The sequence below is a fragment of the Acinetobacter yuyunsongii genome, from assembly GCF_041021915.1.
Classification (GTDB): Bacteria; Pseudomonadota; Gammaproteobacteria; order Pseudomonadales; family Moraxellaceae; genus Acinetobacter.
Genome location: NZ_CP157435.1, coordinates 1959788 through 1974657, shown reverse-complemented (window position 1 = coordinate 1974657; position 14870 = coordinate 1959788). Strand labels below are relative to the sequence as shown.

At 38.9% G+C, this 14870-nt stretch carries 12 protein-coding genes and 1 pseudogene; 12 read left to right on the top strand and 1 reads right to left on the bottom strand.

The features are described from left to right. Nucleotides 1-330 precede the first annotated feature (330 nt). From ABLB98_RS09515 to ABLB98_RS09490, 6 genes are all read left to right on the top strand, one after another. On the top strand, nt 331-1824 hold the full coding sequence (locus ABLB98_RS09515) for a sodium:alanine symporter family protein (protein ID WP_005161364.1): 1494 nt from the start codon (nt 331-333) through the stop codon (nt 1822-1824). Nucleotides 1825-2134: 310 nt separating this feature from the next. Then, nucleotides 2135-3547, top strand: a complete 1413-nt coding sequence (locus tag ABLB98_RS09510; protein WP_348882136.1) for an amino acid permease — start codon at nt 2135-2137, stop codon at nt 3545-3547. Nucleotides 3548-3690: 143 nt separating this feature from the next. Then, nucleotides 3691-3918 (top strand): lipoprotein, encoded by a 228-nt coding sequence (locus ABLB98_RS09505; protein ID WP_348882135.1) that lies wholly within the window; start codon nt 3691-3693, stop codon nt 3916-3918. 22 nt (nt 3919-3940) lie between these two features. Next, complete coding sequence (gene lysA / locus ABLB98_RS09500; RefSeq protein ID WP_348882134.1) at nt 3941-5191, top strand: diaminopimelate decarboxylase; 1251 nt, start codon at nt 3941-3943, stop codon at nt 5189-5191. Nucleotides 5192-5197: 6 nt separating this feature from the next. Continuing rightward, on the top strand, nt 5198-6052 hold the full coding sequence (gene dapF, locus ABLB98_RS09495) for a diaminopimelate epimerase (protein ID WP_348882133.1): 855 nt from the start codon (nt 5198-5200) through the stop codon (nt 6050-6052). 71 nt (nt 6053-6123) lie between these two features. Next, nucleotides 6124-6726: an alpha/beta hydrolase gene (locus ABLB98_RS09490; RefSeq protein ID WP_348882131.1), complete on the top strand. Its 603-nt coding sequence runs from the start codon at nt 6124-6126 to the stop codon at nt 6724-6726. 57 nt (nt 6727-6783) lie between these two features. Here the strand turns inward: ABLB98_RS09490 and ABLB98_RS09485 are convergent, their stop codons facing one another. Continuing rightward, complete coding sequence (locus ABLB98_RS09485) at nt 6784-7398, bottom strand: LysE family translocator (protein WP_348882130.1); 615 nt, start codon at nt 7396-7398, stop codon at nt 6784-6786. Nucleotides 7399-7558: 160 nt separating this feature from the next. Between ABLB98_RS09485 and xerA the strand changes: the two genes are divergently transcribed. The 6 genes and pseudogenes from xerA to gyrA all read left to right on the top strand — a co-directional run bounded on the left by xerA (nt 7559) and on the right by gyrA (nt 14849). Next, a complete protein-coding gene (gene xerA / locus ABLB98_RS09480; RefSeq protein ID WP_348882297.1) occupies nt 7559-8449 on the top strand; it encodes a site-specific tyrosine recombinase/integron integrase in 891 nt (296 codons plus the stop codon). Then, nucleotides 8442-9023, top strand: coding sequence for a phosphohydrolase (locus ABLB98_RS09475; protein ID WP_348882129.1), 582 nt, complete (start codon nt 8442-8444; stop codon nt 9021-9023). The genes xerA and ABLB98_RS09475 overlap by 8 nt, the downstream gene beginning before the upstream one ends. A 470-nt stretch (nt 9024-9493) precedes the next feature. Beyond that, complete coding sequence (locus ABLB98_RS09470; protein WP_005161342.1) at nt 9494-10243, top strand: electron transfer flavoprotein subunit beta/FixA family protein; 750 nt, start codon at nt 9494-9496, stop codon at nt 10241-10243. Nucleotides 10244-10260: 17 nt separating this feature from the next. Further along, nucleotides 10261-11196 carry an FAD-binding protein gene (locus ABLB98_RS09465; protein ID WP_348882127.1) on the top strand — a complete coding sequence of 312 codons (936 nt, stop codon included), beginning with the start codon at nt 10261-10263 and terminating at the stop codon, nt 11194-11196. A gap of 82 nt (nt 11197-11278) precedes the next feature. After that, nucleotides 11279-11793, top strand: a pseudogene (locus tag ABLB98_RS09460) (DinB family protein). Between the two features lie 296 nt (nt 11794-12089). Then, on the top strand, nt 12090-14849 hold the full coding sequence (gyrA, locus tag ABLB98_RS09455) for a DNA gyrase subunit A (protein ID WP_348882126.1): 2760 nt from the start codon (nt 12090-12092) through the stop codon (nt 14847-14849). Nucleotides 14850-14870 lie beyond the last annotated feature (21 nt).

Sequence of the window (14870 nt, the reverse complement as noted above, 5' to 3'; positions counted from 1 at the left end):
ATAAATTAGTTAAAAAGTAGAGTAATTACGGAAAAGATCAATATCGTTCATTTTCTTGATAAGGAATTAAGATTAAACGGTGTTTTCGTAATTGACTGGTTAAAGGGAAGTGCTCAGAAAAATAACACGATATAAGACTTTTACAAGTAAGATATAGTAGGTTTTTGAGTCGAAAATTCTTTAAATTCACTTTTTCCACGGAAGGTCTTTGAGCATTTGCTCATTTGTTGTCATAAAAATTATATTGAATGGCATAAATATTGCTGGTGCTCAGACAAATGAAAATGTATCAATTGATATATTTTTAAATTATACAAAAGGTTGATGTTTATGAGTGCAGCAGAAATTGTTGATTGGATAAATGGTATTATTTGGAGCAAAGCTCTGATCTATTTATGTTTAGGTGCAGGTTTATTTTTCTCCGTCCTAACAAGGTTTGTTCAAGTTCGTCAGATCAAAGATATGATAAGCCTCCTCATTAAAGGAGGCTCATCGGCACAAGGTATTTCTTCGTTTCAAGCACTCGCTGTTTCACTCTCAGGTCGTGTTGGTGTAGGTAATATTGCAGGTGTAGCAGCAGCAATTGGTTTTGGTGGACCAGGTGCGGTCTTCTGGATGTGGCTTGTTGCATTTTTAGGAGCGAGTACTGCTTATGTTGAATCAACCTTAGGTCAAATTTATAAAGTTGAATATCAAGGACAATATCGTGGTGGACCCGCTTTTTATTTTGATAAAGGTCTAGGTCAGCGTTGGTTGGGTATTTTATTTGCGATTGCTGCGATCATTTCATGTGGTTTGTTTTTACCCGGTATTCAAGCAAATGCAGTAGGTAATGCTTTCACACAAATCACAGGTGAAGGTGCAATTGTTTTTGGAAATGTCGGCACTTATAAACTACTCGCTTTAGTTGTGATTGTAACACTACTTGCTGTCATCATTTTTGGTGGTATCAAACGTATTGCAAAATTCGCTGAATTTGTAGTGCCGTTTATGGCGGCTGGCTATATTGTCATGGCATTAATTATTGTCTTTATCAATATCGATAAGTTACCTGGTGTGATTTCCTTAATTTTCGCTGATGCCTTTTCTCCTATGGCAGGTCTTGGTGCTGCAATTGGTTGGGGAGTAAAACGTGGCGTGTATTCTAACGAAGCAGGTCAGGGTACAGGACCACATGCCGCTGCCGCAGCTGAGGTAGAGCATCCTGCTCAACAAGGTTTAGTACAAGCATTCTCAATTTATATCGATACTTTATTTGTTTGCTCTGCTACTGCATTTATGATTCTTATTACTGGAATGTACAATGTTCAAGGTACTCTAGAAGCAGGTCAATTTATTGTACAAAATGTTGCCGCCACGGCTGAAATTGGCTCTCCTGCGTTTACTCAAATGGCAGTAAGTACAGTATTTGGTGGTTTTGGACAAATCTTTGTTGCATTAGCTGTATTCTTCTTCGCATTTACAACGATTGTTGCGTATTACTATATTGCTGAAACCAATATTACTTATTTAAGTTATATTACTAAAACTCCATCTTTATTATTTATCACCAAATGCTTCATCATTCTTTCTGTTTCATATGGTGTAATCAGTGCAACAGGTTATATTTGGGGAATTGGAGATATCGGTGTAGGTTTAATGGCTTGGATTAATATCATTGGTATTATTGTCACTTACTTCATTTGGAAACCAACGATTAAAGCGTTGAGAGATTATGAACAGCAGCAAAAAGCAGGTGTTAAAGAGTTTACTTTTGATCCAGTAAAACTTGGTATTCGTAACGCCACCTTTTGGGAAGATCGTATTAAGAATAAACAAAACTAATATCATAATAAATTAAAGTAAATATCTAGATATAAAGGCAGCCTTAAGAGGCTGCTTTTTATTGCCTAATTTTTAAGCTATTGAAAAATATAGAGTCAAAAAAGTGCATTGAGTTGGTACATCCTTGTGCGTATGATCAGGTCCATTTGTATTTAACTTGAAATGTTGAGTTGTACAGACAGAAAATTGGCTAGCTAAAACATCATCAAAGCAATTTACAATGCAAGAAGATGCCATTAAATGGTGCGAATTGTCATTTTGATTTGAGCATTAGCTAACGAACGAAAAATACTTGAGAGTTTTTGTAAAAATGTCGAATCAAAATTTAGGTGAGGCCAACGAGCAAAGTGAGCTTCACCGTAGTCTATCTAATCGACATCTTCAACTGATTGCAATTGGTGGAGCAATCGGAACGGGATTGTTTATGGGGTCAGGCAAAACCATTAGTTTAGCTGGACCATCTATTTTATTCATTTATGGCTTGATCGGTATCATGGTGTTTTTCGTCATGCGTGCCTTAGGTGAATTACTCTTATCGAATTTAAAGTATAAATCTTTTATTGATTTATCCACTGATTTAATCGGTCCTTGGGCGGGTTATTTTGTTGGATGGACGTATTGGCTATGTTGGGTCACGATTGGTATTGCCGACCTATCAGCCATTATTTACTATCTTGAGTTTTTCAATGGGGGCGAGTCATTTACTCCATTGGGTGGATTGTTGATTAGTACTGTTGCGATTCTATTTGTACTTGGATTGAACCTTGTCACCGTAAAATTATTCGGTGAAATGGAATTCTGGTTTGCAATGGTTAAAATCACCGCAATTATTGTCTTAATTGCGGTTGGTTTATGGATGATCTTTACGGGGTTCACTAATGCTGCGGGTACAACGGCGAGTATTAGCAACTTGTGGACACATGGTGGTATGTTCCCTAAAGGGTTAGATGGCTTCCTCGCAGGCTTCCAAATTGCAATTTTCGCCTTTGTCGGTGTGGAGCTGGTCGGTACAACTGCCGCTGAAACACAAGATCCAAAACGTAACTTACCGAAAGCGATTAACTCAATCCCAATTCGTATCATTATTTTCTATGTATTGGCATTGTTTGTGGTGATGTGTGTAACACCTTGGGATCAAATTAACCCTAAAGTCAGCCCATTCGTAAACATCTTCTCACAAGCAGGTATTGCTTCTGCGGCGATTATTATGAATTTGGTGGTGTTATCTTCAGTGATGTCATCAATGAATAGTGGTGTATTTTCGACCAGTCGTATGTTGTTTGGTTTATCAACGGATAAGCAAGCACCAAAATTATTTGGAAAACTTTCTAAATCGGCAGTTCCTGCAAAAGCATTAATCTTTTCTTCGATCTGTATTTTTATCGGTGCTTTCGTTCAATTCGTTTATAAAGTGAAGACAGGAACCAATGATGAGGTTACCGCGTTTACCTTAGCGACCACTTTATCGACTATCTTGTTTATCTGTGTCTGGATTGTGATTATGTGGAGTTACATTAACTACCGCAAAAACCGTCCTGAGTTACATGCACAATCAACCTTTAAACTTCCTGGTGGCGTGTTTACTTGTTGGGTGGTTATTTTATTCTTCCTTGCAACGATTTATTTCCTTGCTTTGGACGAAACCACTTTAGAGTCACTTAAAGTTAGCCCAATCTGGTTTGTTATTTTGGCAATTGGTTATTTCTTAAATAAAAAGAAGTAAGCAGTTAAAGAAGTAATTGACATGAACGTCGGCATCTAAGTCGGCGTTTTTTTATGGATATTGTTTTATTCCTTCAAGTTTAGACTTTAGCCAATCTGATGATCACGTTATACTGCTCCGAATTGTAAAAGTTAGGTGCTCAGATGCGTCAAGTCATTTGTTCGATCGGTTTATTATTCAGTAGTGTGGTACTTACTGCATGTGGTCAGTCAGGGGCATTGCAATTACCTTCTGATATCAATCATGACAAACGTGCAAAATACCTGCTTTATAAAAATGAAACGTCTCAGGCTAAAACGTCATCTGATGATGTGAAAGCTGGAAACCAAGCAGCAACATCTTCAACAGTATCACATACAACCTCACCTTAAGTTTGTAAATAAGGACATCTTCATGAGTTTCACTCGCATTAATGGAGTATTGCATGCTGAGCAATGTTCATTAGATCAGCTCGCACAGCAATTTGGCACGCCTTTATATGTTTACTCAAAATCTACATTTGAGAAGCATTATTTAGATATGCATCGTGCTTTTGATTTTATTGATCATCAAATCTGTTTTGCAGTGAAGTCAAACTCAAATATCGCTGTTCTGAATGTATTAGCAAAACTTGGTGCAGGTTTTGATATTGTGACGGGTGGGGAACTAGCACGTGTTCTCGCAGCAGGTGGTGAACCTTCAAAAATTGTATTTTCTGGCTTAGGTAAGTCTGAAGCGGATATTGAAAAAGCTTTGACCGTAGGTATTGCATGTTTCAATGTTGAATCTCATGCTGAACTTGATCGGATCCAAAAAGTAGCCGCAAAATTAGGCAAAAAAGCCCCGATTTCATTACGTGTAAACCCAGATGTGGATGCGAAAACTCATCCCTATATCTCAACAGGTCTGAAAGAAAACAAGTTTGGTATTCCAAGTGATACGGTCAATGAGACTTATCAATATGCGGCGTCATTACCAAATCTTGAAATTGTCGGTATTGACTGCCACATCGGTTCGCAATTGACAGAAACCAAGCCTTTTGTTGATGCGCTTGATCGTGTCATTGTGATGATCGAGCAGTTGAAAGGTCTGGGTATCAACCTCAAACATATTGATATCGGTGGCGGTTTGGGTGTTTGTTATAAAGATGAAACTCCGCCAAGTGTTGAAGAGTATGCTAATTCAATGCGTCCAGCTTTAGAAAAGCTCGGTCTCAAAGTGTATATGGAACCAGGACGTAGTATTTCTGCCAATGCAGGTGTATTACTCACCAAGGTGGATTTACTCAAACCGACGAATCATCGTAACTTTGCCATTATTGATGCAGCGATGAATGACTTAATTCGCCCAGCTTTATATGAAGCGTGGATGGATATTCAGTCAGTCAATCCAAATCCTGATGTTGAAGTTAAAACTTGGGATTTAGTTGGTGCAATCTGTGAAACAGGTGATTTTCTGGGTAAAGAGCGTGATCTAGCTTTACAGGAAAATGATGTATTGGCGGTATTGGGCGCAGGTGCCTACGGTTTTGTAATGAGCTCGAATTACAATACCCGTGGTCGTGCTGCCGAAGTTATGGTCAGTGGTGATCAAGCCTATTTAATTCGTGAACGTGAAACCATAGAATCACTTTGGGAAAAAGAACGTTTATTGCCTGAGGAGTAAATTGAGATGTATTTAGAATTTACCAAAATGCATGGTTTGGGCAATGATTTTATGGTCGTTGACCTGATCACGCAGCGAGCTTATTTAGATACTTTAACCATTCAACGTTTAGCCGATCGTCATTTTGGTGTGGGTTTCGATCAACTTTTGATTGTTGAACCACCTGATTTTCCTGATGTTGATTTTAAATATCGAATTTTTAATGCTGATGGTTCGGAAGTAGAACAATGTGGTAATGGTGTACGTTGTTTCGCTCGCTTTGTACATGAGCGTCAACTGACGACCAAAACTAAAATTCGTGTACAAACTAAAGCGGGTATTGTTGAGCCTGAATTGGGTGCCAATGGGTGGGTTCGTGTAAATATGGGACCACCAAAATTTCTTCCAGAAGAAATTCCATTTCTTACCCAAGAACATGAAGATATTGAAGGCTTATACGCACTAGAACTTGCAAACAATCAAAGTATCAATATTGATGTTGTGAACATGGGGAATCCTCATGCTGTGACTATCGTGCCTGATGTATTAACTGCTGATGTTGAGCGTATTGGCCCACAAGTAGAATCACATACACGGTTCCCTTCACGGGTGAATGCTGGATTTATGCAGATCATTGATGAAAAGCATATTCGTTTACGTGTGTTTGAACGTGGTGTCGGCGAGACTTTAGCCTGTGGTACAGGGGCTTGTGCAGCAGCGGTTAGTGGCATGCGCCGTGGTTTACTTGCCAATGAAGTTGAAGTTCAGCTTGCAGGTGGTAAGTTGCATATCGCTTGGCGTGAAGGTGATGTGGTCTGGATGACAGGTCCAACCACGCATGTTTATGATGCGCGTCTGGATTTAAGATATTTCCAAGGTTAATCTTGGAATCAGTAGACATTCCTAAAGGGAGTGTCTACATGAAGAGAAAATTATAATTTCAAAGGATAACAATGAATCATTTAGTTTTTCTTGCAGGTGCATCTGGAAATACTCAATTTTGGAATCCTTTAGTTGCCAAACTTCCAGAAGTCTACACCAAACAAATAATTCATTATCCAGGCTTTCATGGTGTGGCAACTGATCCAGAGATTAACAATTTTGATGATCTGAGCAATTATGTCGTTGCACAGATTCAGCAACCTTCTATTCTCATCGCTCAATCCATGGGTGGGATTTTTGCAATTGCTGCGGCCTTACAGAAAACTGATTTGGTTAAAGGTCTCGTATTGATTGCAACTTCAGGTGGAATCAATTTAGATCGATTTCAGGTGCAAGATTGGCGTCAGCTTTATCGACAGGAATATTTGGAATCCCCTGATTGGTTTGTGACGACAAAGGTCAATTATGAGGAATTTCTATCTACGATAGAGGTAGAAACATTACTCATTTGGGGCGATCAAGATTCAGTTAGCCCAATCGAAGTTGGGCAATATTTAAATCAGATACTTAAAAAATCAAAACTTTATATTGTCGAGGGTGGTGATCATGGGTTGGCAAAGCAGGATGCAGATGAAGTGGCAATACGAATAAATGCCTATTTAAAAATGATTTAGACCATGATTAAAACGTATAAAAGGCGTGCTGTGATACCAGCACGCTTTTTTTATGACTTATCGCTTACTCAATGCTAGTTTCAGTGCAAACAAGATAAAAATACTTCCTGTGACGCGATCCATATATCGAATAAATTTAGGTTGCTTTAAATAAGCGGAAATGGACTGCATCGCAGCAATTAGAAAAATTGACCAGATCAATCCGATTACGATATGTATCATCACAAGACTCATGGTCCAAATTACTGGAGATGCAGACTGTGGAATAAACTGTGGCAAAAAGGAAATATAGAAAATACCGACTTTGGGATTGAGTAAATTTCCCCAAAAACCTTTCATAAACCAATTTGGCGTTGTCACTGCTGAATTATTTAAACTCGCAAGTTGGCTACGAGGTTTTAAAAGGAGATTGAGTCCTAACCATGTCAGGTAAATTGCCCCTATCCATTTCGAAGCATTAAAAGCAAGATCCGAAGTCATCAACAATGCACCTAAGCCACAGGCCACGATCACTCCCCACACAATACAACCTAGATTAATTCCTAAAGCTGCTTGAAATGCTTTCATTTTACCTTCAAGTGTTGCAGTACGGATGATGAGTGTTGTATCCAGACCAGGAGTAATCGTAAGAATTGAGATTGCAATAAGATAGGGGATAAGCAACATTGACATGGTGATGGCGCTACAAAAAACTTGAAATATATTGTATTACACAGCTATATATACCTCGAGATTTGTTTAAAGATAAATCAGAAGAAAATTTGTTAAAATACAAGTTGGTCGATATTCCAAGATGGAGAGAAATTTGGAAACTCCTATAAAACTTCTTTCCATGTGGTTAAAAGAACGCATTATTCAAAATCAATCGGAACATACGATTGCAGCATATCAACGTGATTTAACCGATTTTTTAAATTTTTGTGAATACAAAAAGCTACGATTGAAAGATGTCGAAGCATCTGATTTAAGAGAATACTTGGCTGCACGAGTTGAGCAAGATCAATTGAGTTCGAGTAGTCTGCAACGCCATTTAACATCAATTCGTCAGTTTATGAAGTGGGCTGAGCAAGGTCAGTATCTACAACAAAATCCATCTGAAGACTTTCGATTAAAGCGCCAGCCGCGTCCTTTGCCAGGGATGATTGATATTGAAACAGTGAATCAGATTCTAGATCAGGCAGCGCCCGAGAAGCCGATCGAACAACAATTATGGCTACGTGATAAAGCAATGCTTGAACTTCTTTATTCCAGTGGATTGCGCTTAGCCGAATTACAAGGGTTAAAGATTAAGGATATTGATTTTAATCGACAATTGTTGCGTATAACGGGTAAAGGCAATAAAACGAGAGTTGTGCCGTTTGGAAGCAAGGCAAAACAAGGCTTGATTGAATGGCTTAAAGTTTACCGAATTTGGCAAGGAAATTTTACTGCCGAATCAGCAGTTTTCATCTCACAACGAGGAAATACATTACAACCTCGTCAAATTGAAAATCGCGTTAAATTGCAAGCACAAAGAGCAGGTGTTAATGTCGATGTACATCCGCATTTATTACGCCATTGTTTTGCCAGCCATATGCTTTCAGCAAGCGGTGATTTACGCTCAGTTCAGGAGATGTTAGGACACAGTAATTTATCAACGACCCAAATTTATACCCATGTTGATTTTGATCAATTAGCAAAAGTCTATGATCAAGCCCATCCGCGAGCACAAAAAAATGAGTGAACAACAAGAAACAGCTTTATCGTTGGATAATGAAGTATTTATTCAGTGTGCGAATTATATTGAGAAGATTTTATTTCAATATCAAACAATAATAGGTGCAGACTATCAAGGTTATTTGAATCATTGTAAGCGTGTGGCTGTTTGTTGTTTAATCCTAGCCCAAGATGATTGCCAACAAACCCGTGATAAAATTGCGATTGCTGTTGTCTTTCATGATATTGGTATTTGGACAGCAAAAACGATTGATTACATTCAACCTTCTGTGCAGCAGATGAGGCAATATCTTGAAATCAATCAACTATCTGATTGGCAAAATGAACTAACTTTAATGATTACGGAGCATCACAAGCTAACAACTACCGAATGCGATCAATATCCCTTAGTTGAGCATTTTAGAAAGGCTGATTATGCCGATTTTTCATTAGGATTATTACGTTCAAATATTCCCTTTCAAACTTTTAAGTATTTAACGCAACAATATCCGAATTGTGGTTTTCATAAGAATTTGATGTTTCTTGGGTTTAAACGTTTTTTGCATAAGCCATGGAGTCCATTACCAATGTTTAAATGGTAATTGCGGTACTCTTTTTTGAGTAAAATTAGATCATAAACGATATATGATGTTGCAAAGTTGAATGTTTAATAACCGACTGTTTTTTTATTTGTAGTTGCAATTTATTGAACAAACATTCTTACTTTATTGCCAAGTTTTTGCAAAATGTAAATTGGATTAAGATTTATCAGAAATGATCGGTTACAGATCTTTTGTACGTGTTTTATATAACCATTTTAGGTGGTTGAATTATATAAAATATTAGCTAAATCAAACTCTAATATAAGTGCTGAAAGTATAACAATATTTATATGCTGAATAACCTGCCAAAATTAGTGAACTGAGCATTTCATCTTTTTTACAGTCATAGCGAAAATTGTGACTTGACCGAAATGCCAAATACATTGCAAGATAGGGCACCTAAAAAGTTTCGATCGAAGAGTTAGAATGCTCTTCACTACATTTACTTGCTTAGAACAGCCGAGGATTACATGAAGGCTCTTGTCGCTGTAAAACGTGTGGTTGATGCCAACGTTAAAGTTCGTGTTAAGCCGGACAATACTGGGGTTGACCTAACTAACGTTAAGATGTCAATTAACCCATTCTGTGAAATCGCAGTGGAAGAAGCGGTTCGCTTAAAAGAAAAAGGAACGATTTCAGAAATCGTTGTTGTTTCAGTGGGTTCTAAAGACGCGCAAGAACAAATTCGTTCTGCAATGGCTTTAGGTGCTGACCGTGGTATCTTAGTTGAAACTACTGATGAAATTGGCGCTTTAGAAGTTGCTAAAATTTTAAAAGGCGTTGTTGATGCTGAAAAACCAGAACTAATTCTTCTTGGTAAACAAGCAATTGATGATGACTCTAACCAAGTAGGTCAAATGCTTGGTGCTTTACTTGGTGCTGGTCAAGGTACTTTTGCATCTGAAGTTAAAGTTGACGGCGGTAAAGTACAAGTTACTCGTGAAGTTGATGGCGGTTTACAAACTGTTGAGCTTGGTCTTCCAGCAATCATCACAACTGACTTACGTTTGAATGAGCCACGTTATGCTGCTCTTCCAAACATCATGAAAGCGCGTAAAAAACCGCTTGATACTAAGTCTCCTGCTGACTACGGCGTTGCAACTGGTACTAAACTTAAAACAGTTAAAGTTGAAGCACCTGCTGAACGTAAAGCTGGCGTACAAGTTAAGTCTGTAGACGAACTTGTTGAAAAATTGAAAAATGAAGCGAAAGTGATCTAATACAGAAGGATAAAATCATGAGTATTTTAGTTATCGCTGATCACAACAACCAGTCACTTAACGGTGCAACTTTAAACGTTGTTGCGGCAGCTCAAAAAATCGGTGGTGATATTACTGTATTAGTAGCTGGTTCTGGCGCTCAAGCAGTTGCTGATGCTGCTGCTAAAGTTGCTGGTGTGAGCAAAGTATTACTTGCTGACAATGCTGCTTATGCGAACCAATTGGCTGAAAACGTTGCTGGCTTAGTTGCTGACATCGCAAAAGGCGGTTACAAATACGTATTAGCTGCATCTACAACAACGGGCAAGAATATTCTTCCACGTGTTGCTGCACTTCTTGACGTAAGCATGATTTCAGACATCATTGCTGTTGAATCTGCAAATACTTTCAAGCGTCCTATCTATGCAGGTAACGCAATCGCAACTGTTCAATCTGACGAAGCAATCATCGTTGGTACAGTTCGTGGTACAGCATTTGATGCTGCAGCTGCTGAAGGCGGTTCTGCTGCAGTTGAAGCTGTTGCTGAAGCGAAAGATGCTGGTATTTCTAAGTTTGTAAGCGAAGAAATCGTGAAACTTGATCGTCCAGAATTAACTGCTGCGCGTATCGTTGTTTCTGGTGGTCGTGGTGTAGGTTCTGGTGAAAACTATCACAAAGTACTTGACCCATTAGCTGATAAGCTTGGTGCTGCTCAAGGTGCTTCACGTGCTGCGGTAGATGCTGGTTTCGTACCAAACGACTTCCAAGTTGGTCAAACTGGTAAAATCGTTGCGCCAGATCTTTACTTGGCAATCGGTATCTCTGGTGCGATTCAGCACTTAGCGGGTATGAAAGATTCTAAAGTTATTGTTGCAATCAACAAAGACGAAGAAGCGCCAATCAACAGCGTTGCTGACTACTGGTTAGTGGGCGATTTGAACACTGTTGTACCAGAATTGGTATCTAAACTTTAATTCTCTGAATTAAGTTTGAAACGCTCCGAAAGGGGCGTTTTTTTATGTTAAAAATAAGAATAAATAAATGAGAGCATTGCCGATGAATTATACTTTTAAGACCTATTTTCTGATGCTGGCTCATTATAATCAGTGGGCAAATCAAAAGTTATTTTCTACGCTCATCGGCTTAACAGAGGAGCAATTAAATCAAGATTGTAAAGTTTATTTTAAATCCCTTATGCAAACGGCAAATCATGTGTTGGTAGGAGATATACTTTGGTTTGAGCGTATCAAAGGTGTTGTTGCATCAACGTATACTTTGGATGAAATTCTTTATAATCAACTCGCCCAATTAGAGAATGCTCGAATTGAACATGATCAAAGTCTGATAAATTTTATCCATGAACATGATGAAGTTTCATTCCATCAAATGATTACTTATGTCCGTCGAGGTCAAATTTATACTGAGCCTTTGATTGAATATTGGCACACCTATTTAACCATCAAACGCATCATCGAGGTCAAATGCACAGCATGATCTTTGAGCTCACAGCAAAGTCCTTGGAGCTAGACTTAATTTTCTTTCAAAGAGAATGTGCCTATTTATACCGCTGATTTTAAAAAACTGGATTGAATATTTTATTAAAAATGCCTTTATTTTGATTAAAAAGTAATCTTTTATTCTATTCACTAAAAAATAGAAAACTAGATTTTTAACTTATTAATTCTAATAAATTTTTTATTGTAAAAAAATGCTATTTTCAGATTAGCAAACTCCCAGTTAACCTGTCATTTATGCTATAATTTTTGGCTATATTTTTTAATTTTAGTTCAATTTTCTGAACTAATTTTTTGCAAGATTGAATACATAAAAACAAGTAGAGCCATCTACTTGTAAACAAGGAGTATGCATGAGCGTATCGGAAATTAGACCGATTGCCATTGAGGACGAACTCAAGCATTCATATCTAGATTACGCGATGAGCGTAATTGTATCTCGTGCATTGCCAGATGTGAGAGACGGTCTTAAACCTGTTCACCGTCGTGTGTTGTTTGCAATGCATGAATTGGGCAATGATTATAACAAAGCATACAAAAAGTCTGCTCGTGTTGTCGGGGACGTGATCGGTAAATATCACCCTCATGGTGACAGCGCAGTATATGAAACAATCGTTCGTATGGCGCAAGACTTCAGTTTGCGTTACATGTTAGTTGATGGTCAGGGTAACTTCGGTTCGGTCGATGGGGATAGCGCAGCAGCAATGCGTTATACCGAAGTTCGTATGCAAAAGTTGACCCATGAAATCTTAGCAGACTTAGAAAAAGATACTGTTGATTGGGAAGATAACTACGACGGTTCTGAGCGTATTCCTCAAGTCATGCCGACACGTATTCCAAATCTTTTGATTAATGGTACGACAGGTATTGCGGTAGGTATGGCGACCAATATGGCACCGCATAACATGACAGAAGTCGTGAATGCATGTTTAGCCTACGCCAATAACCCGAATATTTCGATTGAAGGCTTGATGGAACACATTACGGGTCCAGATTTCCCTACAGGCGGTATTATTTACGGTAAATCAGGCATTGTTGATGCCTATCGCACCGGTAAAGGCCGTTTGCATATTCGTGGTAAATATCACTTCGAAGAAGATCAAAAAACGGGTCGTACTACGATTGTGTTTACTGAGATTCCTTACCAAGTTAACAAAGCAAAAACCATTGAGCGTATTGCCGAGTTAGTCAAAGAAAAGAAACTTGAAGGTATTTCTGAACTGCGCGACGAGTCAGATAAAGACGGTATGCGTATTGCGATCGACTTGAAGCGTGGTGAAAATGCAGAAGTTGCAGTGAATAACTTATTCCTGCATACCCAACTTCAAAACTCGTTCAGCATCAACATGGTTTGCTTAGACAACGGTCAGCCTAAGTTGATGAACCTGAAAGATATTATTGCGGCATTTATTCGTCATCGCCAAGAAGTCGTGACTCGCCGTACCATGTTCGAATTGCGTAAAGCACGTGAACGTGGACATATCTTAGAGGGTTTAACGGTTGCCTTGGCAAATATTGATGCCATTATTGAAACCATTAAAACGTCTGCTAACCCCGCTGAAGCACGTGAGCGTTTACAGGCAGGTGAGTGGGCAGGCGGTGGTGTGGTTGCACTACTTGAAAAAGCAGGCGCGATTTCTGTTCGTCCCGATGAGATTGAAGGCGAAGACCCTACACGTCCATTTGGCTTGTCAGGTGATATTTATCGTTTATCTCCAACACAGGTTGCCGCAATTCTGGAATTGCGTTTGCATCGTTTAACGGGTCTCGAACAAGACAAGTTACATGCAGAATATTCTGAAATCTTAGGTCAAATCGCTGAATTAACAGCAATTCTCAATGATTTTAATTTATTGATGAATGTGATCCGTGAAGAGCTTGCTTTAATCTTGCAACAATATGGTGATGGGCGTCGTACTGAAATTGTTGAATCAGGCGTTGATTTCTGCCGTGAAGATTTGATCCCAGAAGAACAAGTGGTATTGACTGTTTCTCAAACAGGTTATGCGAAAACTCAACCACTTTCTGACTATCAAGCGCAACGTCGTGGTGGTCGTGGTAAGTCTGCAACTTCAATGAAAGATGATGATATTATTCAACATTTAATTGTGGCATCAAACCATGCAACAGTTTTATGTTTTACCAATGTTGGTAAAGTTTATCGCTTGAGAGTGTTTGAGGTTCCGCAAGCTTCACGTGGTGCAAAAGGTCGTCCAATTATTAATTTGCTTCCATTGGATGCAAATGAAACCGTGACTGCAATCTTACCGTTGACTGAATTCCCTGAAAATCACTATGTATTCATGGCAACAGCATCAGGTACGGTTAAACGTGTTGAATTAGCACAATTTAGCAATGTTCGTTCTAATGGTTTACGTGCGATTGAGTTGAACGAAGAAGATACTTTAATCGGTGTTGCAATTACCGATGGTAATCAGCAGATCATGTTGTTCTCGAACGAAGGGAAGGCAATTCGTTTTGCTGAAACAGATGTTCGCGCGATGGGGCGTACTGCAAAAGGCGTGCGTGGTATGCGTGTGAGTTTTGCAAGCAATACCATTGAATCTGAAGATGCTGAAGTCGAAAATGATGATAGCGATGACAATGATGATTCATCAGATTCGAATGTTGTCAGTCGTATTGTTTCACTTGTGGTTGTACCTGAAACGGGTGAAGTACTGTGTGCTTGTGCAAACGGTTATGGTAAACGTACACCTGTAGATGACTTCCCAACCAAGAAACGTGGTGGTAAAGGTGTGATTGCCATCAAGACCAGCGAACGTAATGGTGAGCTGGTTGGTGCTGTATCTATTGATGAAAGCAAGGAACTGATGCTGATTTCTGATGGAGGCACACTAGTGCGTACCCGTGCGGCTGAGGTTGCAACCACAGGTCGTAATGCACAAGGTGTTCGCCTGATTCGTTTAAGTGATGCTGAAACTCTGGTAGGTGTGGTGTCAATTGAAGCTGTTGAAGATGACGAAGTGTTGGAAGCGACAGAAGCAGTGATAAATACTGAAACTGAAGTGACTGAGGCTGAAGTGACTGAGGCTGAAGCAGTGACTTCTGAAGACGTTGCAGCAGAACCAAAAGATGATACGCCAGAAGCGTAAATATCTTATTCATAAAAAAGG

Bases quoted from the DNA above. Each gene is read 5' to 3' on its own strand.
- ABLB98_RS09515 (WP_005161364.1), top strand. From the start codon at position 331: ATGAGTGCAGCAGAAATTGTTGATTGGATAAATGGTATTATTTGGAGC.
- ABLB98_RS09510 (WP_348882136.1), top strand. From the start codon at position 2,135: ATGTCGAATCAAAATTTAGGTGAGGCCAACGAGCAAAGTGAGCTTCAC.
- ABLB98_RS09505 (WP_348882135.1), top strand. From the start codon at position 3,691: ATGCGTCAAGTCATTTGTTCGATCGGTTTATTATTCAGTAGTGTGGTA.
- lysA (WP_348882134.1), top strand. From the start codon at position 3,941: ATGAGTTTCACTCGCATTAATGGAGTATTGCATGCTGAGCAATGTTCA.
- dapF (WP_348882133.1), top strand. From the start codon at position 5,198: ATGTATTTAGAATTTACCAAAATGCATGGTTTGGGCAATGATTTTATG.
- ABLB98_RS09490 (WP_348882131.1), top strand. From the start codon at position 6,124: ATGAATCATTTAGTTTTTCTTGCAGGTGCATCTGGAAATACTCAATTT.
- ABLB98_RS09485 (WP_348882130.1), bottom strand. From the start codon at position 7,398: ATGTCAATGTTGCTTATCCCCTATCTTATTGCAATCTCAATTCTTACG.
- xerA (WP_348882297.1), top strand. From the start codon at position 7,559: ATGTGGTTAAAAGAACGCATTATTCAAAATCAATCGGAACATACGATT.
- ABLB98_RS09475 (WP_348882129.1), top strand. From the start codon at position 8,442: ATGAGTGAACAACAAGAAACAGCTTTATCGTTGGATAATGAAGTATTT.
- ABLB98_RS09470 (WP_005161342.1), top strand. From the start codon at position 9,494: ATGAAGGCTCTTGTCGCTGTAAAACGTGTGGTTGATGCCAACGTTAAA.
- ABLB98_RS09465 (WP_348882127.1), top strand. From the start codon at position 10,261: ATGAGTATTTTAGTTATCGCTGATCACAACAACCAGTCACTTAACGGT.
- gyrA (WP_348882126.1), top strand. From the start codon at position 12,090: ATGAGCGTATCGGAAATTAGACCGATTGCCATTGAGGACGAACTCAAG.